This window comes from Labrenzia sp. THAF191a, assembly GCF_009363335.1.
In the GTDB taxonomy this organism is placed as follows: domain Bacteria; phylum Pseudomonadota; class Alphaproteobacteria; order Rhizobiales; family Stappiaceae; genus Roseibium; species Roseibium algicola.
Genome location: NZ_CP045333.1, coordinates 5,198,840 through 5,224,648, shown reverse-complemented (window position 1 = coordinate 5,224,648; position 25,809 = coordinate 5,198,840). Strand labels below are relative to the sequence as shown.

The 25,809-nt window shown below is 56.0% G+C and carries 22 protein-coding genes and 1 tRNA gene; 11 read left to right on the top strand and 12 right to left on the bottom strand.

Annotated elements, in window-relative coordinates; all coding sequences use genetic code 11:
* Positions 1 to 6: 6 nt before the first annotated feature.
* From FIV05_RS24025 to FIV05_RS24010, 4 genes are read right to left on the bottom strand one after another with little or no spacing between them, the layout of a single operon-like run.
* The gene (locus tag FIV05_RS24025) at positions 7 to 759 is read right to left on the bottom strand and encodes an ABC transporter ATP-binding protein (RefSeq protein WP_152511256.1); all 753 of its coding nucleotides are present in this window, start codon (positions 757 to 759) and stop codon (positions 7 to 9) included.
* Positions 756 to 1,601, bottom strand: a complete 846-nt coding sequence (locus FIV05_RS24020) for an ABC transporter ATP-binding protein (protein ID WP_152511255.1) — start codon at positions 1,599 to 1,601, stop codon at positions 756 to 758. Before FIV05_RS24020 ends, FIV05_RS24025 begins: the two co-directional genes overlap by 4 nt.
* Complete coding sequence (locus FIV05_RS24015) at positions 1,598 to 2,494, bottom strand: ABC transporter permease (protein ID WP_023003829.1); 897 nt, start codon at positions 2,492 to 2,494, stop codon at positions 1,598 to 1,600. Before FIV05_RS24015 ends, FIV05_RS24020 begins: the two co-directional genes overlap by 4 nt.
* The gene (locus FIV05_RS24010) at positions 2,491 to 3,567 is read right to left on the bottom strand and encodes an ABC transporter permease (protein WP_152511254.1); all 1,077 of its coding nucleotides are present in this window, start codon (positions 3,565 to 3,567) and stop codon (positions 2,491 to 2,493) included. The genes FIV05_RS24015 and FIV05_RS24010 overlap by 4 nt, the downstream gene beginning before the upstream one ends.
* 223 nt (positions 3,568 to 3,790) lie before the next feature.
* Between FIV05_RS24010 and FIV05_RS24005 the strand changes: the two genes are divergently transcribed.
* The 9 genes from FIV05_RS24005 to FIV05_RS23965 all read left to right on the top strand — a co-directional run bounded on the left by FIV05_RS24005 (position 3,791) and on the right by FIV05_RS23965 (position 13,511).
* Positions 3,791 to 4,459, top strand: a complete 669-nt coding sequence (locus FIV05_RS24005; RefSeq protein ID WP_152511253.1) for a cupin domain-containing protein — start codon at positions 3,791 to 3,793, stop codon at positions 4,457 to 4,459.
* A 25-nt stretch (positions 4,460 to 4,484) separates the two neighbouring features.
* The gene (locus FIV05_RS24000) at positions 4,485 to 6,071 is read left to right on the top strand and encodes an ABC transporter substrate-binding protein (protein ID WP_077290250.1); all 1,587 of its coding nucleotides are present in this window, start codon (positions 4,485 to 4,487) and stop codon (positions 6,069 to 6,071) included.
* A gap of 92 nt (positions 6,072 to 6,163) precedes the next feature.
* On the top strand, positions 6,164 to 7,258 hold the full coding sequence (locus tag FIV05_RS23995; RefSeq protein ID WP_152511252.1) for a M24 family metallopeptidase: 1,095 nt from the start codon (positions 6,164 to 6,166) through the stop codon (positions 7,256 to 7,258).
* A gap of 162 nt (positions 7,259 to 7,420) precedes the next feature.
* Complete coding sequence (gene rfbC / locus FIV05_RS23990; protein ID WP_152511251.1) at positions 7,421 to 7,999, top strand: dTDP-4-dehydrorhamnose 3,5-epimerase; 579 nt, start codon at positions 7,421 to 7,423, stop codon at positions 7,997 to 7,999.
* The gene (rfbB, locus tag FIV05_RS23985) at positions 7,996 to 9,078 is read left to right on the top strand and encodes a dTDP-glucose 4,6-dehydratase (RefSeq protein ID WP_152511250.1); all 1,083 of its coding nucleotides are present in this window, start codon (positions 7,996 to 7,998) and stop codon (positions 9,076 to 9,078) included. Before rfbC ends, rfbB begins: the two co-directional genes overlap by 4 nt.
* A complete protein-coding gene (rfbD, locus tag FIV05_RS23980; RefSeq protein WP_209009774.1) occupies positions 9,075 to 9,965 on the top strand; it encodes a dTDP-4-dehydrorhamnose reductase in 891 nt (296 codons plus the stop codon). Before rfbB ends, rfbD begins: the two co-directional genes overlap by 4 nt.
* Before the next feature lie 37 nt (positions 9,966 to 10,002).
* On the top strand, positions 10,003 to 10,881 hold the full coding sequence (gene rfbA, locus FIV05_RS23975) for a glucose-1-phosphate thymidylyltransferase RfbA (RefSeq protein WP_152511248.1): 879 nt from the start codon (positions 10,003 to 10,005) through the stop codon (positions 10,879 to 10,881).
* A 277-nt stretch (positions 10,882 to 11,158) separates the two neighbouring features.
* Complete coding sequence (locus FIV05_RS23970; protein ID WP_152511247.1) at positions 11,159 to 12,802, top strand: glycosyltransferase; 1,644 nt, start codon at positions 11,159 to 11,161, stop codon at positions 12,800 to 12,802.
* Between the two features lie 73 nt (positions 12,803 to 12,875).
* Positions 12,876 to 13,511: a hypothetical protein gene (locus FIV05_RS23965; protein WP_152511246.1), complete on the top strand. Its 636-nt coding sequence runs from the start codon at positions 12,876 to 12,878 to the stop codon at positions 13,509 to 13,511.
* Between the two features lie 16 nt (positions 13,512 to 13,527).
* Here FIV05_RS23965 and FIV05_RS23960 read toward each other — a convergent pair whose 3' ends face one another.
* Positions 13,528 to 14,598: a hypothetical protein gene (locus tag FIV05_RS23960; protein ID WP_152511245.1), complete on the bottom strand. Its 1,071-nt coding sequence runs from the start codon at positions 14,596 to 14,598 to the stop codon at positions 13,528 to 13,530.
* Between the two features lie 921 nt (positions 14,599 to 15,519).
* A complete protein-coding gene (locus tag FIV05_RS23955; RefSeq protein WP_152511244.1) occupies positions 15,520 to 16,191 on the bottom strand; it encodes a hypothetical protein in 672 nt (223 codons plus the stop codon).
* A 43-nt stretch (positions 16,192 to 16,234) separates the two neighbouring features.
* On the opposite strand from FIV05_RS23955, the gene FIV05_RS32085 reads away from it, so the two are divergent.
* Entirely contained in the window at positions 16,235 to 16,396 is a 162-nt protein-coding gene (locus FIV05_RS32085) for an integrase core domain-containing protein (protein ID WP_152511243.1), read from the top strand.
* A 494-nt stretch (positions 16,397 to 16,890) separates the two neighbouring features.
* Here FIV05_RS32085 and FIV05_RS23945 read toward each other — a convergent pair.
* From FIV05_RS23945 to FIV05_RS23925, 5 genes are all read right to left on the bottom strand, one after another.
* Positions 16,891 to 16,967, bottom strand: a tRNA-Pro gene (locus FIV05_RS23945).
* Between the two features lie 79 nt (positions 16,968 to 17,046).
* Positions 17,047 to 18,315, bottom strand: a complete 1,269-nt coding sequence (locus tag FIV05_RS23940; RefSeq protein WP_152511242.1) for an O-antigen ligase family protein — start codon at positions 18,313 to 18,315, stop codon at positions 17,047 to 17,049.
* Complete coding sequence (locus FIV05_RS23935; protein WP_152511241.1) at positions 18,312 to 19,919, bottom strand: undecaprenyl-phosphate glucose phosphotransferase; 1,608 nt, start codon at positions 19,917 to 19,919, stop codon at positions 18,312 to 18,314. Before FIV05_RS23935 ends, FIV05_RS23940 begins: the two co-directional genes overlap by 4 nt.
* Positions 19,919 to 21,148, bottom strand: coding sequence for a glycosyltransferase family 4 protein (locus tag FIV05_RS23930; protein WP_286202229.1), 1,230 nt, complete (start codon positions 21,146 to 21,148; stop codon positions 19,919 to 19,921). The genes FIV05_RS23935 and FIV05_RS23930 overlap by 1 nt, the downstream gene beginning before the upstream one ends.
* 106 nt (positions 21,149 to 21,254) lie before the next feature.
* A complete protein-coding gene (locus tag FIV05_RS23925) occupies positions 21,255 to 21,812 on the bottom strand; it encodes a polysaccharide biosynthesis/export family protein (RefSeq protein ID WP_152511240.1) in 558 nt (185 codons plus the stop codon).
* A gap of 197 nt (positions 21,813 to 22,009) precedes the next feature.
* Here FIV05_RS23925 and FIV05_RS23920 point away from each other — a divergent pair, with 197 nt between their 5' ends.
* Entirely contained in the window at positions 22,010 to 24,478 is a 2,469-nt protein-coding gene (locus FIV05_RS23920) for an exopolysaccharide transport family protein (protein ID WP_152511239.1), read from the top strand.
* A 33-nt stretch (positions 24,479 to 24,511) separates the two neighbouring features.
* Here FIV05_RS23920 and FIV05_RS23915 read toward each other — a convergent pair whose 3' ends face one another.
* Positions 24,512 to 25,681, bottom strand: a complete 1,170-nt coding sequence (locus FIV05_RS23915; RefSeq protein WP_152511238.1) for a GNAT family N-acetyltransferase — start codon at positions 25,679 to 25,681, stop codon at positions 24,512 to 24,514.
* Positions 25,682 to 25,809 lie beyond the last annotated feature (128 nt).

The following is a 25,809-nucleotide window of genomic DNA, read 5'->3' as shown; positions in this document are numbered from 1 at the left end:
TTGACGTTAGGCAGGGTGCAAGATGCCGCCACTGGCGGCATAGAGTTCGCGGGAATAAGGATCTGAGAGCTGACCCGACTTGAGAGCGTCGACACCGGCAATTTCCACCACGCGGCCATAGCGCATGACGGCCAGGCGGTTGCACAGGAACGAGACAACCGGAAGGTTATGCGTGACCATCAGATAGGTCAGCCCCTGTTCCCGTCGCAGCTTTTTCAGAAGGTTCAGGATTTCCGCCTGTACCGAAACGTCCAGTGCGGACGTTGGCTCGTCCAGTAGTAGAACGCGTGGTTCCAGCATCAACGCGCGAGCGATCGCGACCCTCTGGCGCTGACCACCGGAAAGCTGATGCGGAAAGCGGAAGCGGAATCGCTGGTCCAGACCGACGGCGGCAAGCATGTCTTTCACGCGGCCGTCCCGACCGCCAATACCATGAATGGCGAGCGGCTCTGCAAGGCAGGTATCGATGGTCTTGCGTGGATGAAGCGAGCCGTAAGGGTCCTGGAACACCATCTGGCAGGTTTCCGCAAAGGTCCTGTCCGGTGAATGTCCGCGAGGTTTTCCTTCAACGGCTATGGTGCCGTTCCAGTCCGGCGCCAGTCCGGAGATTGCCTTCAGGATTGTCGATTTGCCAGAGCCGGATTCCCCGACCAGCGCAAAACTTTCCCCTTCAGCAACATCGAAGGTGACGTCGTGAACGACAGCCGTGTCACCATAGCTGATGGTGAGGTTTTCAAGATGGATGGCGGCGTCGGTCATGTTCCGGCTCCCGTGGTCCAGGTACTGCGGTCGAGAACGGGCAGCTCATCACGGTCTTCATTCATGCGCGGCATCGCGGCAATCAGGCCACGGGTGTAGGGATGCTGCGCGTTGTGCAGATCGCTCGCCTTGCACTGCTCGACGATCTCGCCGCTATTCATCACCAGGATGCGGTCGCAATAGCGGGACACCAGGTTGAGGTCATGACTGATCAGGATCAGACCCATGCCCTTGCCGGTGACCAGATCGTCGATAATGTCCAGGACCTGTGCCTGCACGGAAACATCAAGCGCGGAGGTTGGTTCATCTGCGATCAGGAGATCAGGTTCCGGGATCAGCATCATGGCGATCATGATGCGCTGGCCCATGCCGCCGGAAACCTCGTGCGGATAAAGACCCGCAACCCGTGCCGGATCGTTGATGCGCACAGCTTCCAGCATGGCGAGCACCCGTTCCTTCAGTTCCCGGCGTGGCAGCTTCTTGTGGGTGACGAGGGCTTCGGCAATCTGCTCGCCTACGGTCATCACCGGGTTGAGCGAGAATTTGGGGTCCTGCATGACCATGGAAATGCGGGCGCCGCGCAGATCGCGCATCTGGCGTTCACTTCGGCTGAGGAGGTCCATGCCGTCAAAGGCCATGCGCCGGGCGGTGACCTTGCCGGGTTTCCGGATCAGGCGCAGGATCGACCGGCCGGTCATGGATTTGCCGGAACCGGATTCGCCGACAATTCCGAGCCGTTCCCGCCCAAGCGTGAACGAAATGCCCTTGACGACATCCACCGGGCCACGGGCCGTCGGGAAGGTGACGGTGAGGCCGTCAACCTCGAGAAGCGGGGCGCTCATTGCTTGTCTCCCTGCTTGGGATCGAGCACGTCGCGCAGGCCGTCACCGAGGAAACAGAAACCGAGGCTCACCAGGATGATGGCAAAGCCCGGCATGGTGGCGACCCACCACTGATCGAGAATGAAATTCCGTCCGCGCGAGATCATCGCCCCCCATTCCGGCAGAGGCGGCTGGGCGCCGAGACCGAGAAAGCCGAGACCGGCGGCCGTCAGGATGATGCCGGCCATATCCAGTGTCACGCGAATGATCGTGGAAGAAGCGCAAAGCGGCAGAACGTGACGGAGGATAACGCGGGCGGAAGACGCACCCTGCAGACGCACCGCCGCGATGAACTCTGCATCGCGGAAGGTAATCGTTTCCGCACGGGCGATACGCGCATAGGCGGGCCAGGCGGTGATCGCAATAGCGATGATGGCATTCTCGATGCCGGGTCCGAGGGCCGCCACAAAGGCAAGCGCGAGGATCAGTTTCGGCATGGACAGGAAGATATCCGTCACGCCCATCAGCACCCTATCGGTCCAGCCGCCAAAATATCCGGAGACCGCGCCGACGATGAGGCCGATTGGAGCGGCGATGACGGCCACCATGGTAACGATCATCAGCGTGATGCGCGCACCGTAGACAACGCGGGAGTAGATGTCCCGGCCAAGCTCGTCGGTTCCCATCCAGTGGGCCGCGGACGGCGGCATCAGGCGATTTGCGAGATCCTGGCCGATGGGAGAATAAGGGGCGATCAGCGGAGCGAAGATCGCCATCACGATCAGGACCAGGATGATGAAGCCGCCTACCACGGCAAGCGGATTGCGCAGGAGCGCTGCAAAGACACGCCAGGCGCGGCCAAGATTGGCCTGCAGGCGCGAGGCGGGGCTATCGTCGAGAAGCCAGTCGATCATTTGCGGGCCCTCGGATCGAGAATGCGGTAGAGCACGTCGGAAATCTTGTTGATGAGGATGAAGACGGCGCCGATGACGAGCGTCGCGCCCAGCACGGCGTTCATGTCGGCATTGAGAAGGGCACTGGTCAGGTAGTTGCCGATACCGGGCCAGGAGAACACGGTCTCGATCATCACGGAGCCTTCCAGAAGAGCGGCATAGGACAGGCCGATCACGGTGATTAACTGGATGCGGATCGGGTAGAACGCGTGGCGCCAGATGACGCGTCGCTCGGGCACACCTTTCACCCGCGCGGTCGTCACATACTCGTGGCCAAGCTGATCCAGCATGAACGACCGGGTCATGCGGGCAATGTAGGCAAGACTGAAGAAACCGAGGATCGAAGCCGGCAGCATGAGGTGATCGAGCGCGTTCCAGAAGATGTCCCATTCGCCTGCGACAACACTGTCGATCAGGTAAAGCCCGGTTACGGGATCAACGATGCCGTCGTAGAAGATGTCGATACGGCCCGGACCGGCAACCCAGCCGAGGCCGGCGTAGAAGACCGCAAGACCAACCAGCCCAAGCCAGAAAGCGGGGACGGAATAGCCGAGAAGGCCGAGGACGCGGATCAACTGGTCGATCCAGGTTCCCTGGCGGGTGGCGGCCAATACGCCCATGGGTACGCCGAGCAGCACACCGATCAGGATGCCGATCGTGGCCATTTCCAGGGTGGCGGGGAAGAACCGCCCCAGGTCTTCAGCGACCGGCCGACCGGTGGAAATCGACATGCCGAGATTGCCGGTGAAGACGTCGCCCACGTAGGAGAAAAACTGGATGACCAGTGGCCTGTCCAGTCCCATCGCCTGACGGGCAGCTTCATAGACTTCGTTCGATGCCCTGTCGCCGACTACTGCCAGAACCGGATCGATCGGCACCACGCGGCCGATGAAAAACGTGATTGCAAGCAGGCCAAGGAACGTTCCGGCCGTTACAAGACAGAAGCGCAACAGCGCCGCCGCACTGCCCAGCAGTTGTCTCGTCAACAGGCCCTCTCGTGCGTCGGTTACGCTCTCGGAAGGCTCAAAAGACATGCCGGTAGCGGCTTGTCGCCGTTCCCTGTTCAACCGGATTCTTCAAGTCCGTTCTCCACACTCATGTGACTCAATTTCTGAATTAGAGTCTTCAGGTTGTTGTTTTTAAACAGCTTTCAGAAAGCGCTCGTAAGGCGCTTTTTTCAAAGCTGTCTAAAAAAGTTCTTGGAGCATACAAAAAAATCTGGTTACATCAAAAAAATTTTGATGGGAGTAAAAATCTTTGAGCAGTTCGACAGCACGCGCCGCTTCCGATGTCGATACAAAGGTTGGCGCGCTGATCCGTGCGCGGCGCCGGCAGCTGGGGTTCACCCTGCAACAGCTGAGCGACGCTTCGAACCTCTCGGTCGGGTATCTCAGTCAGGTCGAGCGCGATCACGCGACACCGACACTCGGATCTCTGGCGGGAATCGCCCGGGCACTCGGTGTCGGGCTGGATTATTTCGTGGCCCAGCCACGGGCCCAGGATGCTCTGACCCGTGCCGCCACCCGGCTCAATTTCTCCATTTCCGGTTCCGCCGTAAGCTATGAGCGGCTGGCAACCGAGTTTCCAGGCAATCAGCTTTCCTCGTTCATTCTCACCGTGCCGCCGGGATATGCCTCGGAAACGGTGAGCCACGAGGGAGAGGAGCTGATCTACATCCTGGAAGGGTCCATCACCCAGTACCTCGACGGGGAGGCGATGGTGATGACCGCTGGCGACAGCCTGCATTATCGGGGCAACACCCCGCATGCCTGGTCGAACCCGAACGATGCTCCGGCAAAGATTCTGTGGACCGGCACCCTCACGATTTTCAACGCCGGCGACGAGAAAACCAGCCGCATCGAGCTGGTGTCGCCTGACAAGAGCGCGGTGAAGCCGAGCCGCGCCAAAAACAAGAACAAATCCTAACCCCCTGACAGACGGAGACGAAGAAATGAAGCTTTTAAGGACCGCGCTTCTGGCGGCCGCCCTGGCAATGCCGATGGCAATGCCTGCCGGCGCCGCGACACCGGACAACATTCTGGTGGTGGCGCAGAACATCGACGATATCGTAGCGATCGATCCTGCCCAGGCTTACGAGTTTTCCTCCGGCGAGCTCGTGACCAATGTCTACGACCGCCTTGTGCAATATGACGCCGAAGACCCGACAGTTCTGGCACCGGGCCTTGCTGCCGAATGGCAGGCTGACGCAGATGCCAAGACCATCACCTTCACCCTGCGCGACGGTGCAACGTTCCATTCCGGCAATCCGGTCCGCGCTGAAGACGTGGTGTTCTCCTTTGCCCGTGTCATCAAGTTGAACCTCACCCCGGCCTTTATCCTTGCCCAGCTTGGCTGGACGGCGGAAAATGTCGAGGACATGGTCACGGCCGACGGCAACAAGGTCGTTGTCAAATACGAAGGAGACTTCTCTCCGGCGTTCGCCCTCAACGTCCTGGCTGCCCGCCCGGCTTCCATCGTCGACGAAAAGACGGTGATGGAGCACGAGGAAGATGGCGACATGGGCAACAAGTGGCTCAATGCCAATTCCGCCGGTTCCGGTCCGTTCGAACTGCAAACCTACCGCGCCGGCGAACTGGTGCGTTACAAGTCCAACGCCGACTACTTCAAGGGCGCGCCGAAGGTTGAAGGCGTGATCATCCGTCATGTGGCCGAAGCCGCAACCCAGCAGTTGCTGCTTCAGTCCGGTGATGTCGACATGGCCCGCAATCTGACGCCGGACCAGATTGCCGGCATGGAAGGCGACACCATCAAGGTGGAAACCTATCCGCAGGCAGCCGTGCACTTCCTGTCCTTCAACCAGAAGAAGGACGTGCTGCAGCCTGAAGCGGTGTGGGATGCTGCTCGTTACCTTGTCAACTACAAAGGCATGACCGACAGCTTCCTGAAAGGCCAGATGGAAATCCATCAGGCATTCTGGCCGAAGGGTTTCCCTGGATCCTACGACGAGACGCCTTACACCTACGACCCGGAAAAGGCGAAGCAGATCCTGGCGGATGCCGGCATCGAAACGCCGATCACGGTAACCCTCGACGTGATCAACTCCACCCCGTTCACGGACATGGCCCAGTCGCTGCAGGCAAGCTTTGCCGAAGCCGGCATCAACTTCGACATCATCCCGGGCACCGGTTCGCAGGTCATCACCAAATACCGCGAGCGCAGCCATGAAGCGATGTTGCTCTATTGGGGCCCGGACTTCATGGACCCGCACTCTAACGCGAAGGCCTTTGCCTATAACAGCGACAACTCCGACGACAACTACCAGGCAACCACCACGTGGCGGAATGCCTGGGCTGTTCCGGCCGAGATGAACGACATGACCAAGGCTGCCTTGGCCGAGAGCGATGCGGAAAAACGCAACGGGATGTATGTCGAACTGCAGAAGGAAGTTCAGGCCAAGTCGCCGATCGTGATCATGTTCCAGGCAGCCTATCAGGTCGCCATGGACCAGAAGGTCGAAGGTTACGTCAACGGTGCGACGTCCGACTTCGTCTACTATCGTCTGGTAACGAAAAACTGACGCCAGATATCAGGCCGTCCCGGTTTCCGGGGCGGCTTTTTTGTTTGCTGACACAGCACACCGACTGACCAACCCCTCCGGAGTTTCCTGAAATGTCTTCCCTTTCCGATCAGCGCCTTGCCGCTTTGCGCGAGCGGATGTCTGCGACCGGGACCGACCTTGTGGCCATCGGTCCGTCCAGTCACATGATGTATCTGGCTGGTCTCGACCCCCATGGCGACGAACGGCCGGTGATGCTTCTGGTTTCCAGGAGCCATGCGGGCTTTCTGATGCCGGCGCTCAATGTCGACAGCTCGCGCCAGAAGACGCACTTGCCCTTCTTCCCCTGGCGTGACGACGACGGACCGGATGCCGCGCTTGCCACATTGCTGGAAGCCTCCGGACTTCCGCAATCGCCAAGTGTCGTCATCGACGAAACCATGCGTGCCGATTTTGCGCTTCTGTTGCTGGACGCGCTCCCGGGGGCTTCGCGCCGGTTTACGGATGACACGGTCGGCTTCCTGCGCGCTCGAAAGGAAGAGGACGAATACCGCCGCCTAAAAGCCAGTGCCGTTCTGAACGACACTGCCGCCATGGCGGGCTTCGACGCCCTGACACCCGGCATCACGGAACTTGAGATCGCTGCCGTCATCCGGGACGTCTACAAGCAGGCAGGCGCGACCCCGGTTTTCACCTCGGTCTGTTTCGGTGGAAACGGCGCCTTTCCGCACCATCACACCGGCGAAACTCAGCTGAAATCCGGCGATGCCGTGCTGATCGACACAGGTGGCCGACTGGACGGTTACCCGTCCGACATGACCCGTGTTGGCTTCTTCGGAACGCCTACGGCGGAATTTGAGAAGGTCCACGCCATTGTCAACAAGGCTGTGGAAGCAGCGCTTGCCGCTGCAAAGCCTGGGGTCTTGGCAAAATCAATCGACAAGGCGGCTCGGGATGTCATTGCAGATGCGGGCTATGGTGACTTTTTCACACACCGGACCGGCCATGGCCTCGGAATAGACATACATGAACCGCCATATCTGACGGCGACCTCCGAAACCATACTGGACGAGGGCATGGTGTTCTCGATCGAACCAGGCATCTATCTCCCCGGCCAATTCGGCCTGCGTCTTGAGGAAATCGTCATCTTGCGGAAAGACGGCGCGGAAATCCTCTCCGACCTGCCGCGTTCGGCGGTTGTAAGGTGAGGGTACTCCAGTAAACGGACACGAAGCCGTTTTGGGAAACGAGGTCGGATTGTGGTTCCTTCGCCCTTGAAGGAACCTGAAAATCTTATACAGATTTGCGGCAAGACCTGCCTTGAAGCGGGGCTTGCCACGAAACGTGACCGCGAGACCCGAAATGGATTCATGCTCGAAGTAATTGAACTGGACATTCCCGAGGTCAAGATTCTCCGGCCGAAGAGGCATGGTGACAGCCGTGGTTTCTTCTCCGAAACCTACAACAAAGCGCTTTTTTCCGACGCCGGAATAGACATCGATTTCGTCCAGGACAATCATGCCTACTCTGCGGAAAAGGGAACGGTCCGCGGTCTGCATTACCAGACGCCGCCGTTCGCGCAGGACAAGCTGGTGCGTGTCGTGCGCGGAGCGATTCTGGATATCGCTGTGGATCTGCGGCAAGGATCTCCGACTTACGGCAAACACGTCTCGTCCGTCATTTCAGCGGAAAACGGCAATCAGATCCTGGTGCCAATCGGATTTGCCCACGGGCTGGTGACGCTGGAGGCGCACACGGAGGTTCTCTACAAGGTCTCGCATTATTATGCTCCGGAGCATGACCGGGGCATCGTGTGGAACGATCCCGATCTGGACATAGATTGGCGAATACCTGAAGCCGATGCCATCCTGTCGCAAAAGGATCAGAAGCTCCCACGCCTTGCCGATGCTGCCAGCTGTTTCACATACCCGGAGGCCAGAGAACGATGAAGGTTCTTGTCACGGGAGGCGCCGGCTTTATCGGTTCGGCGGTCGTGCGAAAGCTGGTGTTGCAAGGCCTTGCAGAAGTCGTCACCGTGGATGCCCTGACTTATGCCGGTAACCTGGCGTCCCTGGCTCCGGTCATGGAAGATCGCCGCCACCGGTTCGTGCAGGCAGATATCCGGGACGGGGAGGTCATGACCAGTCTGCTGGAGGCAGAAGCACCCGACGCTGTCATGCATCTGGCGGCAGAAAGTCACGTCGACCGGTCGATTGATGGCCCGGCTGCCTTTATCGATACAAATATCGTGGGCACTTACACCTTGCTGGAGGCTGTGAGGGGGTATTGGTCCGGCTTGCCAGTGTCTCGAAAGGAAGCCTTTCGCTTTCATCATGTGTCCACCGATGAGGTCTATGGCAGTCTCGGTCCGACAGGGGCCTTCAAGGAAACGACCGCATACGCGCCGAATTCTCCCTATTCCGCATCAAAGGCTGCGTCGGATCACTTGGTCAGGGCTTGGCACCATACGTATGGGTTGCCGGTGGTCACCACCAATTGTTCCAACAATTACGGGCCTTACCAGTTTCCGGAAAAACTGATCCCGTTGATGATCCTGAACGGCCTGGAGGAAAAGCCTCTGCCGGTCTATGGCGCGGGAGCAAATATCCGTGACTGGCTACATGTCGAAGATCATGCGGATGCGTTGTGGCTGGTCTTGACGCGTGGCACTCCGGGCCAGGTTTACAACATCGGCGGTGACGCAGAGCGTCGAAACATCGATGTAGTCCATTTGATCTGCGATCTGCTGGATGAAGCGGTGCCTGAAGGAAAACCTCGGCGAGAATTGATCGAGTTCGTGACAGACCGTCCCGGCCACGATGCGCGCTATGCGATGGACATTTCGCGGATCGCTGCCGAACTCGACTGGCGCCCCGGTTATTCATTCGAAAGCGGATTGCGCCAGACGTTGGATTGGTACCTTGCCAATCGCAGCTGGTGGGAGGCGATCCGTAGCGGTCAATATAGAGGGGACAGGCTGGGACTTGGCGCAAATGGTTTTTCAAGTGCATCTGCCGGTGTTCCATGACCCGTGTTCTGCTTACGGGAGCGAACGGTCAACTCGGTTATGAAGTCATTCGGCAAGCCCGGGCGCTTGATCTTGATGTCGTGGCTCTCGACAGGTCGACACTCGACATAACAGATCGCAAAGCCGTGGCGGAAATCGTCCAGAACTTGGCACCCGACCTGATCATCAATGCGGCTGCATACACGGCCGTTGACCGTGCCGAGACCGACCGGCAGGCCGCCTTTGCGGTCAACCGCGACGGAGCCCGCAATCTTGCGGAAGTTGCCGAACGGCGTGGTGCCGTCTTGATACATTTCTCCACGGACTACGTATTCGACGGGGCAAAGTCGCAGCCTTATGTGGAAGAAGATACAGTCGGCCCGTTAGGCGTATATGGCGAAAGCAAGGAGGCCGGTGAGGCCGCCGTCCGCACAGTCTCAGAACGTCACCTGATCCTGCGCACGTCCTGGGTGTACGGCGTGCATGGTGCGAACTTTGTTCGGACGATGCTGAGGCTCGTACGGGAGAAGGATGAAATTCGGGTGGTCACTGACCAGACAGGATGCCCGACATATGCCGCCGACCTGGCTGAAATCGCATTGCAGCTATCCGTGCAGGTCCTGAAGGGCAATTTTCCGAAGGATGGATACGGAACATTTCATTGTGCCGGACAGGGGCAGGTGAGCTGGCATGGGTTCGCATCCAAGATATTCGAACTGGCCGGGGAACGATCGTGCAAACAGCCGGAGCTGATTGGCATTCCGGCGTCGGAATTTCCAACGCTTGCAAATCGGCCGGCGAACTCGGCGCTTGATTGCTCAAAACTGTCACGTGTCCACGGCCTTTCCGCCAGGGACTGGCAAGTGGCACTGTCCGACATGCTTGACCGCCTGTATCTAAACGCCTGATATCTTGCGGGCAAGCAATTGGAATTGGAGTTGGACAATGAAAGGCATCGTGCTGGCGGGCGGAAGCGGAACGCGTCTCTTCCCGGTAACAAGGTGTATTTCCAAGCAATTGCTGCCTGTCTACGACAAGCCGATGATCTACTACCCCTTGAGTGTTCTGATGCTTGCCGGGATAAGAGATCTCCTGATCATCACAACACCACGTGATGCCATGGCTTTTCAGAGCCTTCTGGAAGACGGCGCGCGCTGGGGCATCAACATCAGCTATGCTGTTCAACCTGAACCGGCCGGCATCGCGCAGGCGTTCCTGATCGGAGAGGAGTTTCTGGCTGGACAGGAATGTGCGCTGATCCTGGGAGACAACCTTTATTACGGACATGGTCTGACGGAAATTCTTGCGCGAGCTTCAGCGCGCAAATCCGGAGCGACCCTGTTCGGATACGAGGTGGCGGAGCCGGAACGATATGGTGTCATCTCGTTCGACCCGTCAGGCGCGCCGGTTTCAATCGAAGAGAAGCCAAAGTCCCCCCGGTCGTCCTGGGCGGTAACAGGGCTTTATTTCTACGACAAGGACGTCGCCGCCATTGCTTCCGATATCCGTCCGAGTGCGCGTGGTGAACTTGAAATCACGGATGTGAACGCCCGGTACCTGGAGCGCGGAGACCTGCAAGTTGAACAGCTGGGGCGCGGATTTGCCTGGTTCGACATGGGGACACATGACAGCCTCATAGAATCCGCGACCTTCGTGCAGGCCATCGAGAAAAGACAGGGCCACCGCATCGCCGTTCCGGAAGAAATTGCGTTCAAGAACGGTTGGATTACTGTGAATGATCTGGAACGGCTGAGCGAAGAATATTCCAGCAGCGGATATGGGAAGTACTTGGAAAAAATAGTCTCCGGGCACTCTAACTCATAAATTAATATTTCCGTGCGGAGGAAAATTGAAAATCTTGTCTAACAATAATCTATTTGATTTACGGGCTAATAAATTCTGTCGAAGGCTATACGAAGCTTTTCTCTCGCCACGAATATTTGTAGCTGCTTGCTGGTGGTACGTCGTTGGTAAAAGGCAGCGTTCCCGAAACCGATTCCGACTGGTTTTCAGCGCTACAAGTATTCAAGGCAAGAATCTTCGTGTCGGACCACATATCTGCTTTGCACAAGCAAATCCGTCTATATCAGAACGAGAAGAGATGCAGCAGGAAGTTGCCGGTTGGCATAATCCTCCAGTAATCTCAATCGCGATGCCAGTCTATAATACAGATCTGGCTCAGTTGCGAGATGCCATCCAATCCGTGAAGAAGCAGATATATCCGCATTGGGAGTTGTGCATTGCTGACGACTGCTCAACGGATCCTGCCATTCAAGAGGCTCTCAAGGAAATTGAAGAAAGCGACGGGCGCATCAAAGTCGTTTACCGGAACGAAAACGGACATATCTGCAGAGCCTCAAATTCTGCTATAGATATAGCGTCGGGTCCTTACATTGCATTCATGGACCATGATGACCTGCTACCAGTTCATGCCCTTTATTATGTTGCCAGAGAAATTCTGCAATTTCCTGAGGCAGATTTCATCTACTCGGATGAAGATAAAATCCGGAAGGAAGGCTGGCTTACCGATCCACACTTCAAGCCGGACTGGAATCTGGAACTTTTTCTAACCCAGAACTACGTCAATCACCTCAGTGTATACAGGGCTTCAATAGTCAGGGATGTTGGAGGTTTTCGACCAGGTTTCGAGGGAAGTCAGGACCATGATCTAGCACTCCGGGTGGTTGCTCGGATTGACGAGAAAAATATTCGTCATATTCCGAAAATTCTCTACCATTGGCGATGCTTCTCCGGTTCGGGATCTTTTTCCGATCGCTGGATGCAGCAAGCCATAGAAGCGCGTCAGCGCGCCGTACGTGAATACTTTAAGGACAATCACCCGGAAGCACCGGTGTCGGTAACGAATGGCCCTTCAGGGTGCAACAGGATCGTTAGGGAGCTTCCGAGCCCGGTTCCGCACGTAACAATCATTATTCCAACCCGTGACCGCACAGAATTTGTAAAGGCCTGTGTCTTCAGTTTGTTTGATAAAACAGACTATCCACGTTTTGACGTTATCATCGTGGATAATGACAGTGTGGAAGTGGAGTTAAAAGAATATCTGAGTGAAGTAACAGAAAAGCACCCTGTAACTGTTTTGCCGTATTCAGGTGAGTTTAATTATTCGGCCATGAATAATTTTGCTGTTGAACATGCTTCCGGTTCAGTTGTTGTGCTCTTGAACAATGACACTCAAGTCATTTCTTCTGAATGGCTTCGGGAGATGGTGTCCTATGCAGTGCTACCTCATATCGGGGCTGTTGGGGCGAAACTCCTTTATGCCAACGGTTCGGTTCAACATGCTGGTGTGATCGTGGGCGTGGGAGGTATCGCAAATCACGCTTTTCAATTTTATCAAGGCGGCGATATCGGCTACCAGAACAGATTACAGCTTCCGCAATATTTTCTCGCAGTTACCGCCGCTTGCATGGTTGTTGAAAAGGAAAAATACCAAAAATGTGGAGGTTTGGACGATAAAGACCTAAAAGTTGCGTACAATGATGTTGATTTTTGCCTAAGGCTATCAAGAGATCTTGGGTTGAAGAATGTATACACTCCATATGCCCAATTATTTCATCATGAGTCTGTTTCGCGCGGTCAAGATATTTCGCCGGAGAAGGTGGCAAGATTCGAGCATGAGTCTATGACCATGAGAAAGCGCTGGGGTGATATCATGCAACGCGACCCTTATTATAACGAAAACTTCTCGCATCATAATGCGTATTTTCAGTATAATGAAAGTTGAAGTATTTTCAGAACATCAATTATTATAAGTTCGTTGATAGGTATTATATGGATGGATTTGTAGGCGGTAGTATATGAGATTATTTGACCTTGGTGTTTCAATAAACGATGAGAAGATGAGAAAGTTTTCATCGAGCAAGAAGAAAGTGTATCTCATTTCTGGAGCAAGTCGTGGAGGAACCTCTGCACTAGCTTATGCATTGCGGCGAGCTAATATATACTTTGGGGATGTTGATGTTAACAATCATGAACTTCCAGATTTGATGATACCTGATCTTACTGAGGACAAAATCAAAACCGCCATAGATGGATTGCTTGTTGAGAAAGATGTTGTTGGTGTCAAACTTCCAAGTTTTTCTTTTCATTTAACGTATCTTACATCGCAATATCCAAATTCAATATTACTTTACGTTATACGCAATCCGTTGGATGTGGCTTCGACGATTATGTCCAGGAGTCCAGTCCATGGTCTTAATAAGTCGGATTTGCAGATGGGTATCCAACATTCATTTCATTTTTATTTCGCAATGGCCAAAGTTCTCGATCAGATTGAACAACCTGTTTATCTGTTATCTTTCGAGAAGATGAAAGCGCAGTCAGAACGGTTCGTAACTTGGCTTGAAGAAATTGGGGTAAATTTATCAGAAGATGTTAGGTTGAAATTGGCCAAAGAAATAGAATCGCCTGGTTACAAGAGTATTGCAGACTAGGTATTCAAGTAATCGCTCATTTTGTTATTCGAGAGCATGAATCTCGAGGAGTTTCCAAACACGCCGACCAGAAGGCTTTCTGTTCCCTTCCGGCAATTTCATTTCGCTCATGAACGGGCGTGAGCGATCCGACGAGATCCTGAAAGTTCCGTTCAATCGACAGCGACAGCAGGTTGTCCACCCAGGTTCGAACGTTGTTTTTCCAGACCAGGCCCACGCGGTTGATGCGAACGAAGTCAGCATAGGCCCAACTGTCGCTGTACACACCAACGCCTCCACAAACGGCATGTTCTGCCAGCTTGTTCGCGGATCGGGCATCGTTGAAGCTGGAAGGTATTACCGGGTAGAGAAGAACGTCAAACCTGTGTTTGAAAAGGCGCTTGCGATAGAAATACCAGTCGAGGTGCCTCAAAACCCGTAGCTTGGGGTGTGTTGAAAGCTGCGGCGGTACGTCGTGATCTCCAACTATTGTCAGTTCGACATTTGCGCCTGTCGCCAACAGGTTTTCAAATACCTCAAGGACGAATTTCCGATCGGCGGCGTGGCTGGCAGTTCCCAGGTAGCCGATCCTGAGCGGTGCATCTGCCGGCAGGTCTTGAAAACACCAGTCCGTCGAAAGTGCTTCTGACCAATACGGATCGAGCATTTTGACCTGAAATCCTTGTTGCTCGTAGACCTCGAACAAGGCAGGCGAAGGGACAACAATCGTGTCGGCTGCAGTTGCCAGCTTGTTGTGCTGTCCATTGCGAAGGCTCAACAAACGTTGCCGGTAAAGTTCAGGCAGCGACAGATCGTGGTCTGCTGCCCATAAATTGTCATCGATCACGTAATAGAGCCGTTTTGTCTTTTCATTCAAAAGACGCTCGACGACGCCTGGATGATCACGACGGCAGACAACAACGGCATCACGGGTAGAAAACGAATTGACGCCTTCGCGCTGCAAGCTCCGCTCGCGGTTGGAATTCAGAAAATAGATGTCTGTCGTTGGAATGGTTTTGAACGAAGAACACAGATTACGCGCGAGGACGCTGTAGCAATAGTAAAAATCATCAGACGACTTTCTCGAAAATTTTGTCGCTATTCTCATCAAAAAAAATACTCGGAATATTCGAATACAAACTGGTAGCTATGATTACTCGGAATACAGCATAATCAGGTGCCAGTTTCGTGCCGTGGCCACAAGCTGCCATACGTTGTCACGGTAGGTAAGTTTACGCATAGCGTGCATCCGCCGGCAAGCAACTGCGGGAAGCGAAATTGGCAGACTGTGATACTTCTGCGTGAAACGTTGGAATGCTGAACGGCAAACGCAATGCGGCGCTGGATGGAAATCCAGCCGCATACTCGTTCAAAATCTGCAAAATATTTGGGGAAGTTTGTGTTGGTCGGGCAGGCCGGATTTGAACCGACGACCCCTTCACCCGCAGCGAGTGGGACCGGGTGAAGAACCACAGAAAACTGCGAGTTCTGGTTTTCAAGGTGCTCGGAAAATCACGGAATGTCCCGGGGTTTCTGAGCGGATTCCATTTTGTTCTCCTTGTTGTGTCATGCGCCTGGTCGCTTTCCTATGGCGTTGGACGCCGCTTGGTGGTGGGTTGAGTTCAAGTGTCCGTAGACGTCGAGCAGCATCTTCAGTGACTTGCCAAGGTAGTTGGCGAGGCCCTGTAGCTCCTGCGTGGTGATAACGTTCTGAATGCCCCAGCTTGCCGCCGTGTGGCGCAGCACATACGGAATGACTTCCGGATCCAGTTCGCGGCTTCGCGAATCTTAACCCACGCTTTTTTGACGCTCTTTAGCGGCTGGCCATCGCAGTGGATCACATGCGTGCAGTCCGCGTCCAGTCTCTGTCAGCGTTCCAGGTGCGCGGCAGAGGCGATCGGGAATAGGGATGCTCGGACGCTTCTTCGAGGTGTTCCGTTCCGCGGCGCCCTGCGTTATGGCCCGAAACAACACCGAAGCCGTGTTCGATGTTATCGGCATGACTTCAGTAGTTATTCGAGCGCGCAGCCTAGCTTATTTGGATTTCCGTTTTAAGCATTTTTATGTCTCGTTCGAGATCTTCAATAAAGTGTTCAAGTTGTATCGCAGAGATGAAGGCGCCTCGAACAATATAGTCGAGTTCTTTAGGCGGTAGCTGTGCCGGGTGTTTTTCATCTTCGACCATTTTTATAGTCGATTGTCTGAACTGTGTGAGGACTGTATTCACAGTATCAAGCATGTGCTTACAGCTAGCTGCCATTCCTATTTCGTGATGTCTTGGCATTGGGAGGGGGTTTTGGCGGCAATTCCCAATGCTTTTGTGAGTGAGATTGAATGGCCCTGCGTCGTTGGGACAAATGGCCAGGAAGCATTTGTGAATGTTGTTTGCAGTATCTCGCAGATACTCCATGTCCATCAAGGTTCGACGAAGTCGTCTGGTTCTTGCTTCACGCGATTGTTTTGCCGCTCTGATGTTTTGAATTTCAAGGCTTGTCCAGGCAATTGCCGCAGCGAATATCGCAAAAGAGCCGCCTATGAGCGTTTGCCATCTGTATGCGACGCACTGCCAACCGTCCTGTTCGCACTCCGCCCCGGTCTTAAATTCGATTGCTATTGGTGGATTGAACAAAAAAATCTGAACCGCCAGCAAAACGGCGATGATGCAAAGAACAAAAAAAAGAGGCTTGTCTCGGCTTTCCATTTGGTTGCGCTCCCCAGCGAAAGCACAACTTTAGCGCACCGCGTTGTGTTGGCAAGACGGAGCGTGCAATGAACCGGCATTCCGCGCATTTGTTGCCCTCGCCGAAGCCGGATCCCAAATCACCGCATGGAAGGAAGACTACAACCGCAACAGACCCCATTTATCCCTGGGCAATCTCACGCCTACGAATTCGCATCGAAAATGACTTTGCAATCACGGGCCGCATGAGGCCAAAAATCAACCAAAGGACTCCGCGCTGAAGTGGAAGAAGATCGGGTCTCAGATCACTTCTCGATCATCGAACGAATCTAGATCCAAAACAGTCATGTTCGCGCAGCGCGGGGAAGTGCACCTGTACGCCGCTGCAAAGCTCGGGGACTCGGAAATCGTGATTTGTTTGATGTTCGCCGGTGGGTGCTGCCTCACCATCCTGTCGAAATGGCGGGGCAGGGGTGTTTCGTCAAGCGTTCAATTCAGCGTCTGGAATTGTGTCAGGTCCAGCGGCTTGCTGTCTCGAAACTCTAGAGGAAGTTTGCTTGGATCTTTTGGGGTGGCTGTGTGCGCTGTGACGGTAAACGCGAGAATGGTTGCCGTCACGATCGAGCGAATCCGTTTCTCAGCGCCGGGGCCTACAGCGTAGTTTCTGAGCGATAAATGAGCGCTCGGAATTCTAAAAAAGCCGTAAGTCATTGAAATGTTTGGTCGGGCAGGCCGGATTTGAACCGACGACCCCTTCACCCCCAGTGAAGTGCGCTACCAGGCTGCGCTACTGCCCGAACGGACCCTACCTAGCTTGTTCGCATGCCAAGCGCAAGCAGGTTGTTGCGCTTCTTTGGAGGCTTTTCCAGACATCTGTTACTTGCGGTAAGGGAAGGCGGGAACCGGTCGTGCAGGGCGGCCATGGCCGAGCTTTTCAGCGGCAATCAGGCCCCAGGCCAAGCCGTACAGCATATACATGTGCCGCCAGTGGTCGGTGTCGATGATCACCGACAGGATAAGATGCGCGGTAAACACCGCGAAGACGGATTGGGTGAAGGCGGTCCACGGGCGGGCTTTGAACAGGAGCGGCACCAGCGCGCAGAACGTCCATAGCGCCATCAGAATGTAGATCGAGCCGCCGAGCCAGCCGTAGGTCGTGTAGCCTTTCAGATAGACGTTGTGTTCGTCTTCCGGGAAATACTTGTTGAACTCCAGCGGGCCGAGTCCGAGCGGGTGTTCCATCACCAGCTGAAAGCCGAGCGAGTAGCGGGCGAAGCGGCCAAGGCGGGCACCGTCGTAGGATTGTACGAGCTTTGCCCGTTCTGCGAACATGTCGGCGACCGTATCGACCGAAAGCGCCGCACCGATCAGGGCGAAGACGGCAAGGATGCCGATTACGCCAAGAAGCACCAGGCGCGCCCGGCGGGCCCCGGCTTTTTCTGTGACGAGCGCCAGGAAATAGACGAGCAGCACCGATGCCGACAGGACACCCCAGGCACCGCGTGAAAAACTCAGGAAGACGCCAAGCAGCAGGACGGCAAGCGGCACCAAAAGGTGCAGGTTACGCAACACCGATTGCCGGAGCAGCTTCTGGATCAGAAGCACCGTCGGCAGCACCAGGAACGGACCGAACACGTTGGGGTCCTGGAAGGTGCCGCGGGCTCGATCGTAGAGTGTGAAATAGGACGCGCCGGGGAAAAGCTGAAAGTAACCGGCGATGCCTATGGCAGCCACGAGCACGGCGCTGGCGATATAGCCGCTCTGGATGACCCTGAACCTGCCGGGGTCTTCCGCGATAATGGCGGCATAGAAGATTGCCGTGATTGCCAGAAAGCCGGAAACGGCAATGTACATGATGGCATCGCCCATCTCCTTGGCCATGGGAATGGAGGCGACGCCGCCTGCAATGTAAAGCATCAGACAGATGATCAGCGGACCGAATTCACGGCGAAGTTTCAGGCCGCAGGCAAGCCAGACGACCGAAAGCAGCGCCATGTAGAGTTCGTAAGGCGCCGGCTCCTCGATTACGAACCCGGACAGAAAGGCTGCAAGCCACAGTGCGGCGTTGCCCAGGCTCCTGGCCTGAAGACCGATAGGCGCGCGCGCATGAGGCGTGCCGCCAAAATGGTCGGTCGCAAGGCTCAATAAGCGTTCTCCGTATTGAGCAACCGGAAGGGCGTCTGGATCAGGATTTTCAGGTCGAACAGGATCGACCAGTTCTCGATGTAGTAGACATCGCACTCCACGCGCTTCTGGATCTTTTCCGGTGTATCGACTTCACCGCGCCAGCCGTTGATCTGCGCATAGCCGGTCACGCCCGGCTTGACCTTGTGCCGCGCGAAGTAACCGTCAACGACGTCGTCCCAGGTCTTGTTGTTGGTATGGGCGTTGACGGCATGCGGGCGAGGTCCGACGAGCGACAGGCTGCCGCCGAGAACGTTGAAAAGCTGCGGTAATTCATCGATCGAAGTCTTGCGGATGAAACGTCCGACCCTGGTCACGCGGGGATCGCCCTTGGTCACCACCTTCTTGGCGTCCGGATCGGCCATTTCCGTGTACATGGACCGGAATTTCAGAACTTCGATGATCTCGTTGTTGAAGCCGTAGCGTTTCTGCCTGAACAGGATCGGCCCCTTGCTGTCCAGCTTCACGGCGATGGCAGCGGCGATCATGACCGGCAGCAGCGTGATGATGGCGAGCGAAGCGAAGACAAGGTCGAAGATCCGCTTTGCGACCATGTCCCAATCGGCTATCGGCTTTTCGACCACGTCGACAAATGGAACCGTACCGATGAAGCTCGATCCGCGGTTACGAAAGCGTACCTTGTCGGTGTGGGCAGAAAGCCGGATGTCGACCGGCAGAACCCAGAGTTTTTTCAAAAGCTCCAGCACCCTTTGCTCTGCGCGCAGGGGAATGCACACAATGAGCATGTCGATGCGTGCCAGGCGGGCGAATTCGACCAGCGCGCTGATGTTGCCGAGCTTCGGATAACCGGCCACCACTGGTGGCGAACGTTCGTTGTTCCGGTCATCGAAAATACCGCAAATGCGGATGTCGTTGTCCGCCTGGGCTTCCAGGTCGTGGATCAGCTCCTGGGCGGCCGTGCCGCCGCCGACGATGATCGCGCGCCGTTCCAGGCGACCGGATTTCATCCAGTGACGCACCAGTCGATAGACAATGAAGCGTGACAGGCAAAGGCCGGTCAGGCTTATCGCGAACCAGGCGCCGATCCAGGCATCTGACAGTTCCGTGCCGATGCCTGTTGTGGTGCGCAGAAGCGCGAACATGGCGAACACGAGCGTCCAGCCGGCGGCAACCCGTCCGATCTGCGACAGACCCTGGCGCATGACCGGAACCTGATAGACGTCGGCGGCCTGAAAAAAGGCGAGCGCAAACAGGATGGCGGCGCCAGTGACAAACAGGTTGCCAAGTCCGAAACCAGCCGCTTCGGGACTGGTAAAGACCGCGAACAGAGCCGTTCCAGCGATTAGAAGTACGTCCGTAAGACGCACCATGCCGGTGAGAACGGTGACGGAAACGCCCTTGCCACCTAAGCCTTGAGCAATTTCAAAGGCATCGGCCGAAAGGCTGGTGTTGGCTGCGGACAGAACCTCGACGTTGCTTTGGCCGGTCGCGCCATGAACGGTATGTCTGAAATGCTTTTCCAATCTGTGCCCCAAACCGGATGTCCCGCCTTGAACAGGCTTCGGTTCGGCCGCATCAGAGGGTTTTAAAAATGGGGTATTCATTATCGGTTGCTCGATCTGGCAAGAACGGTCTGCGCACGCGGCACGGCTGAGACACTATCAGCTTGGGCCGGTGTCGAGCTATCGGTCGGGGTGATGCCCTGGATTTCCTGGTAGAGGGTGGTGATTCTGTCGTTCATGAGGTCGACCGAGAAAGTCTCTGCAAGGCAGCTGCGCAGGTTTTTTGCCTGTTGAGCCATCTTGGCGGGATCCGCAAGTGCTTCTTCCATGGCTGTGGTCAGTTTGCCGATATGGCCTGGTTCCACCAGCCGATTGGCATAGCGGCCAAATATTTCCGGAATGCCGCCGACCCGTGTTGCGATCAGCGGACGTTCTGCTGCCACGGTCTCCAGGATGATATAGGGCATGGCTTCGGCGCGTGAGGGAACAACGACATTCCTGGCGAGCTTGAAAGCTTCCCGAGCGGGAAGGGCGCCATGGAACGTGATTGCGCCGTCGAGCCCCAGCTTCCTCACCATGTTCCGATACCGCTCTTCGTCCGGGCCTTCACCAACGATGTGAGCCTTGGGCGCAGTGCCGTTCTTCAGGCGAATGTTGTAAAGCGCTTCAATGAAAAGGTCCGGTCCCTTCAGGTCTCGCAGCATTCCGATATAGAGGAAATCGGCGGCTGCTTCATCCACCGGAACGGGGGTGAATTCGTCTGGTGTCAGCCCGTTGTAGACAATGCGCGACCGGGCTTTCGTGTGACCGACCTTGCTTTCGTAGGCTGCGGCTTCATAGTCGGACACAAAGATCAGCCCGTCGGTCAGGCGGCCAAGGAGCCGTTCCAGCGTGTGGTAGACCCGGCCTTCGAAGCGATTGGGATCATAGTGCAGACTGCCGCCATGGGGGCAATAGACGCGGGCGGCTTTCTGGCCGCGCAAGCGCAGAACGCTGCCGATCAGGCGCGCATAAGCGCCACCTTTTGCCCCGTGTCCATGCAGGATGTCGGGTTTCAGGTCCCGGATGTGCTTGTATAGGGAAACAGTTGCCGTCAGATCCTGTACGGTCAGCTGACGTTGCATGGGAAAGCGTGCAATACCAAGAGCTAGCCTCGGTTTCAGCTCTTCAAGAAGCTGATTGTCGAAAGCACTGCCCGTGTTGCTGTCACATACGAGGCCGACATCGTGTCCCGCTTCCGACTGGCAGATGGCCAGATCCCGGATATGGCGAAAAATGCCGCCAATGGGCGAGCGCACGCAATGCACGATCCGCATGGGGGTCGTTGTCATGATGCAGTATCCCTGTTGCCACCCCCAGGTCTCTTATCGAACCTGTGGGGCACTGAAACTGCACCCTAACAAAGGGAGGTGAGTCCACAGTTAACTTGGCGGGACCCTAAAAAAAACGCTCACGGACGTAAATTGTATCACCGGGACGCACCGGGTCCGAAATGGGCACACGGCCGTTTAGAATTTCACCGTTGAGCTGTCGGGTGATATCCACATCTGACTGCAGCGCCCGCGAACTGAATCCGCCTGCTGTTGCGATGGCGTTTTGAACGGTCATGCCGGCAACGTAATTATATTGGCCTGCATTTTGCACTTCACCCATGACGAAGATCGGACGATAGGTATCGACCTCCACCGAGACGTCCGGATCGCGGATATAGCCCTGACGCAGCTTGGCCGAAATTTCGGATGCCAGGCCTTGCTGCGTCTTGCCGCGCGCAGCGACGCTGCCGACCAGCGGGAAGGAAATATATCCTGCTTGATCAACGACATAAGTATTGGACAGGTCATCCTGGCCGAACACGATAATGCGCAGCCTATCGCTTGAGTCCAAGCGATAAGGCTGGGTCAGTGTTTCGTGAAACGCTGTCGGCGGCTGTCTGTACCCGCTGCATGCAGCAAGGCCCAGGCACAAGCCCAGGACAACAAGCGCTCTCGTTCGCATCAACGACTCTCCTACAATTCGGAGACAGGATCGCGCTTTATGGTTAATTGAGGGTGAAGAGGAAAAAAGACCTGTCCGGCACCCTGTCAAATTTGCGCATGCATTAATTAACAGGGCGTCCCCGGAGACTGTAACCAGCTTAACCGAACGCTTACCATAATTCGACATAGTTTGCCGGTATTTTGGAGTTTCAAAAGATGAATGCTGAGCGGCAGACACATTCCGAAGACGATATGGCGCTGGATCTGGGTGGTCTGTTGCGGACGATCGGGCGATCCCTGGGCTGGCTTGTGCCACTCACGCTCTTCGTCACCGTTGTCGTCTTTCTGGGGCTCCAGTTCGTAGCGCCCAAATACAAGGGCGAAGCGCGCCTCATCATCGAGAGCACGGACAATCTGCCCGGTGCATCGCGAGGGCAGGAAGAAGAGCGAGCGCTGCTCGACAGCGAAGGTGTTGTCAGCCAGGTGCAACTGCTCAAGTCCGCTGATCTGGCACGTCGAGTCGCGAACAAGCTCAACCTTGCTGCGATACCGGAGTTCGATGCGAAAGACGATGGCAGCCTCGTCAACCTCCTGCTGTCTCTGGTCGGGTTCGGAAACGAGACCGATGGCAATAGCGAGGAAGAACGGGTCCTCAAGCATTACTACGAGAATCTGGAAATCTACCGGTTGGAGGGATCCCGCGTGATCGCGGTCGACTACACCGCCGAAAGTCCGGTTCTGGCGGCCAAGGTCGCCAATACGATTGTTGATGAGTATCTGTCGGTTCAATCCAGCGCAAAACGGCAGACGACCGAGCAGGCCTCTGCTGCGCTGGAGCCTCAGATTGTCGAATTGCGCCGGGAAGTTCAGGCAGCCCGGCAGGCGGTATCGGATTTTCGCGCCCGGGCAGACCTTTTGATCGGTGCCGACAACATCCCGCTCAACCAGCAGCAACTTGCCGAAACGAGTACCGCTTACTCCGACGCCCAGTCCTCCAAGGCCGAGGCGCAGGCCAAAGCCGACCTCATTCGCGAGTTGCTGAATTCAGGCGGTTCTCTCGAGACTGCGAGCGATGTGCTGAATTCCGCGCTCATTCAGCGTCTGCGGGAGCGTCAGGTCGAAATTCAGTCCAATATTGCAGAACTCTCAATCACACTGTTGCCCAACCACCCGCAACTGAAGGCGCTTCAATCTCAGCTTGGTGATTACGACCGGCAAATCCGATCGGAAGCACGCAAGATCCTGCAGGGGCTGGAAAACGATGCGAAGGTGCAAGACCAGCGCGCAAAAGCACTTGGGGCACGCCTTGAGGAGCTGAAGACGGCTGCGGCAAAATCCAACGCCGATCAGGCAAGGCTCGCGGAACTGGAGCGCGAAGCCAATGCAAAGGCGGCGCAACTTGACCAGCTTCTGCTGAGTTTCCAGGAAGCTGATTCCCGCTTGCGTGCACAGGTTCTGCCTGCCGATGCCAGGATCATCTCCCGTTCCAGCGTGCCGGTAGAACCGGATTCGCCCAAAATCATTGCCAGCACCATCATTGCTGCGCTTGTTACTTTTATTCTCGGATGTGCCTTTGTGCTCATGCGCGAATTTCTGAACGGCAATGCGCTCTACCGGATGCAGGATGGTTCGTCCGAAGGGCAGCGCGTCGCACCGCGCATGGATGAGCGGCCGCAGTCAGGTCCTCAGGATACCGTGCGGGCTGAAAACCCAGGCTGGGGTGGCGGCTACGGTCAGACCGTTGCCAGCTACAGGATCGATCCTGGCGAGTGGAGCAAAACCGACACGCATCGCGACGCAGAACCAAGCGTCCCTGAAACAGCCGCTAGCATTGATGAGCCTGCCGAAGAAACGGTTCCTGAGCAGCCCCCGGAACCCCAACCCCAGGCCTTGGAAAAGACACAGCGGCCAAAGGGACGCATCGGGATCCTGTCCGGCAAGCTTCGTGGTCGAAAAATGAAGACTGGCTACGATCACGATGTCAGCCCGGACCGGGTGGGGGACATGCGGGGTTCGAAGGAAACCGAAGCAGAGGTTCCAGGTGCGGAAGTCGCTCCTGTTCCTGTGGTTTCAGCCAGCAAGACAAGCAGACAAGCAAAGCGGGAAGAGCAGCTCAAGACAACGCACGCGGACGACGTTGAAGCGGCGGGGCGCGTCGTCGTGCTCAGCGTCGATGATGAGGCCCTGTCTCACGAACTCGCTTTCGACCTGATCCGGAAGGCGGCCGGGCGTGGCAAGTCTTCTCTCATCATGGAAGTCTTTCCCGATCAGACCAACCTGAAGGGGGCCGAAGGGTTCTCCGACATTGTCGCTGGAACGGCGCCTTTCGCCAAGGTGGTCTATCGTGATGCAGGATCAAAGGCGCATATCATTGAGGCCGGGCGGGTTGAGATCACGGACGAAATGGTAAACTCGGAACGTTTCAAGCTCGCTCTTGAAGCAATCAAGTCGACCTATGAAACCGTCGTTGTCGATCTTGGCGCCATCGATGGGTCGCTGGCGAGTGCCCGTATGTTGAGTTTTGCGGACAGGGTTCTGATTGCGGCTTCCGCTCCTGATCACGGCCACGAACTGCAAAGTGCGGCCAATCTTCTGGCACATAACACCGGCGCGAAGGTCGAAGTCGTGATTTCTGGTGGAACCGGACCGGGGCCGCGTAGAAACGGCGACGGGCACGCCGCCTGAGGAAGATGTTGGCGACAGTTGGTCACCAACTGTCTAACTGTTGCCGGCGAAACCCGCTTTCATCTTGCGCAAACGCCGGATCAGCGGCCACAGCATCGATGAATTGCGGATGTGGGTTTTGGCTTTCAGTCTTGCTGCTTCCAGGCGCATGCGCAGAGCCCCTTTCCAGGTCATCGCCAAAAGGCTGTCCTTCAAAGGCACTGGTTCCGCCCACGTGGTCTTGTAGCGTTCCTCGCCAAGGCCGAGGTCCAGTGTGTCGATGGTCGGATCACCGCACGCTCGTTCGATGATTTCCTTGATCAGGACCAGACCTGGACTGTTGGGCAGCATGTCGTCATGAGCAACGCTGTTGCTGTAGGCATAAAGCGTCTTGCCATGCTGGGCGCACAGATAGGTGGCCCTGATCTGGTCTCCCGTTTCCAGGTACCAGAGATCCAGGGGATGAGCGCCGTGATCCTGAGCGCTGCCCGCTGCATCCAGGCCAAGCACGCAGGACAGGAACGTCTTCGCTGGGGGCGCCGAAAAAACATTCGGAATGCCCGCTTCCTTTGCCCTGATTGAGCGTTGTTCAAGAAAGGCATTAAAGCCACGTTGCCTGTCGACAGGGGAGGCGGCTTTGGTAATCGTGTAGTCACCGGCTGCCTGAAGATGCCGTTCCTTGCGAAGCAGGTTCTTGCGTGCGGATTTGCTGTGTGTGTCGTTGAACAACTGTCCGAAATCGGAGGGCAGGGCGCGTGCGAAAACAGGGCTCGGGCTTGACGTCGCTCCTTTGAATACCAGCGGATGGTCGCGCCCTAGCCAGGTCTCCGGAACGTTCTCAAGCTTGAGGAGATCAGCTCCGACCTGTTTGCAGACGGCTGACAGGTGGCTTTTCATCTCGGCTGCGGCGGCATCTCGGTAGAAATCTGCATGCCAGAGGCCCGTATTCTGGTTGCCATTCTGGTGGCCGAGAAACGTCAGCGCAGAGATTCCAGCAGACCGTTCAAGTTGCAGTGGCAGCAGAAAAACCGCCTGACCGCGACGCCGTCCGACAACTATCACCGGCGTGCAATTCAGGCTCTGGCCGACTGTCTCGAACCAGCTGCAAAGCCAGGCAGGAGACTGGTATGGATTACTGTGCAGCACATCCTTTAGTTGTTGCCAGTCAGCCTGTGCTTCGCTAAGCCTCGTGAATATGGACAATTCAAGGTCTGTTGAGGACACGGTGCTCACCTCGCGCCATGGCGCGTGAAAGACAGGCTGAAACGGTTATTGAAAATCGGATAAACCATTTTGAACGAACATGAAGGACAGACAGGACGTCGCGCTGGCAGATCAAGCTAAGTCTCGAT

What these genes read in the sequence shown, in the direction of transcription:
- FIV05_RS24025 (WP_152511256.1), bottom strand. Translation starts at nt 759, where the DNA reads ATGACCGACGCCGCCATCCATCTTGAAAACCTCACCATCAGCTATGGT.
- FIV05_RS24020 (WP_152511255.1), bottom strand. Translation starts at nt 1,601, where the DNA reads ATGAGCGCCCCGCTTCTCGAGGTTGACGGCCTCACCGTCACCTTCCCG.
- FIV05_RS24015 (WP_023003829.1), bottom strand. Translation starts at nt 2,494, where the DNA reads ATGATCGACTGGCTTCTCGACGATAGCCCCGCCTCGCGCCTGCAGGCC.
- FIV05_RS24010 (WP_152511254.1), bottom strand. Translation starts at nt 3,567, where the DNA reads ATGTCTTTTGAGCCTTCCGAGAGCGTAACCGACGCACGAGAGGGCCTG.
- FIV05_RS24000 (WP_077290250.1), top strand. Translation starts at nt 4,485, where the DNA reads ATGAAGCTTTTAAGGACCGCGCTTCTGGCGGCCGCCCTGGCAATGCCG.
- FIV05_RS23995 (WP_152511252.1), top strand. Translation starts at nt 6,164, where the DNA reads ATGTCTTCCCTTTCCGATCAGCGCCTTGCCGCTTTGCGCGAGCGGATG.
- rfbC (WP_152511251.1), top strand. Translation starts at nt 7,421, where the DNA reads ATGCTCGAAGTAATTGAACTGGACATTCCCGAGGTCAAGATTCTCCGG.
- rfbB (WP_152511250.1), top strand. Translation starts at nt 7,996, where the DNA reads ATGAAGGTTCTTGTCACGGGAGGCGCCGGCTTTATCGGTTCGGCGGTC.
- rfbD (WP_209009774.1), top strand. Translation starts at nt 9,075, where the DNA reads ATGACCCGTGTTCTGCTTACGGGAGCGAACGGTCAACTCGGTTATGAA.
- rfbA (WP_152511248.1), top strand. Translation starts at nt 10,003, where the DNA reads ATGAAAGGCATCGTGCTGGCGGGCGGAAGCGGAACGCGTCTCTTCCCG.
- FIV05_RS23970 (WP_152511247.1), top strand. Translation starts at nt 11,159, where the DNA reads ATGCAGCAGGAAGTTGCCGGTTGGCATAATCCTCCAGTAATCTCAATC.
- FIV05_RS23965 (WP_152511246.1), top strand. Translation starts at nt 12,876, where the DNA reads ATGAGATTATTTGACCTTGGTGTTTCAATAAACGATGAGAAGATGAGA.
- FIV05_RS23960 (WP_152511245.1), bottom strand. Translation starts at nt 14,598, where the DNA reads ATGAGAATAGCGACAAAATTTTCGAGAAAGTCGTCTGATGATTTTTAC.
- FIV05_RS23955 (WP_152511244.1), bottom strand. Translation starts at nt 16,191, where the DNA reads ATGGAAAGCCGAGACAAGCCTCTTTTTTTTGTTCTTTGCATCATCGCC.
- FIV05_RS23935 (WP_152511241.1), bottom strand. Translation starts at nt 19,919, where the DNA reads ATGAATACCCCATTTTTAAAACCCTCTGATGCGGCCGAACCGAAGCCT.
- FIV05_RS23930 (WP_286202229.1), bottom strand. Translation starts at nt 21,148, where the DNA reads ATGACAACGACCCCCATGCGGATCGTGCATTGCGTGCGCTCGCCCATT.
- FIV05_RS23925 (WP_152511240.1), bottom strand. Translation starts at nt 21,812, where the DNA reads ATGCGAACGAGAGCGCTTGTTGTCCTGGGCTTGTGCCTGGGCCTTGCT.
- FIV05_RS23920 (WP_152511239.1), top strand. Translation starts at nt 22,010, where the DNA reads ATGAATGCTGAGCGGCAGACACATTCCGAAGACGATATGGCGCTGGAT.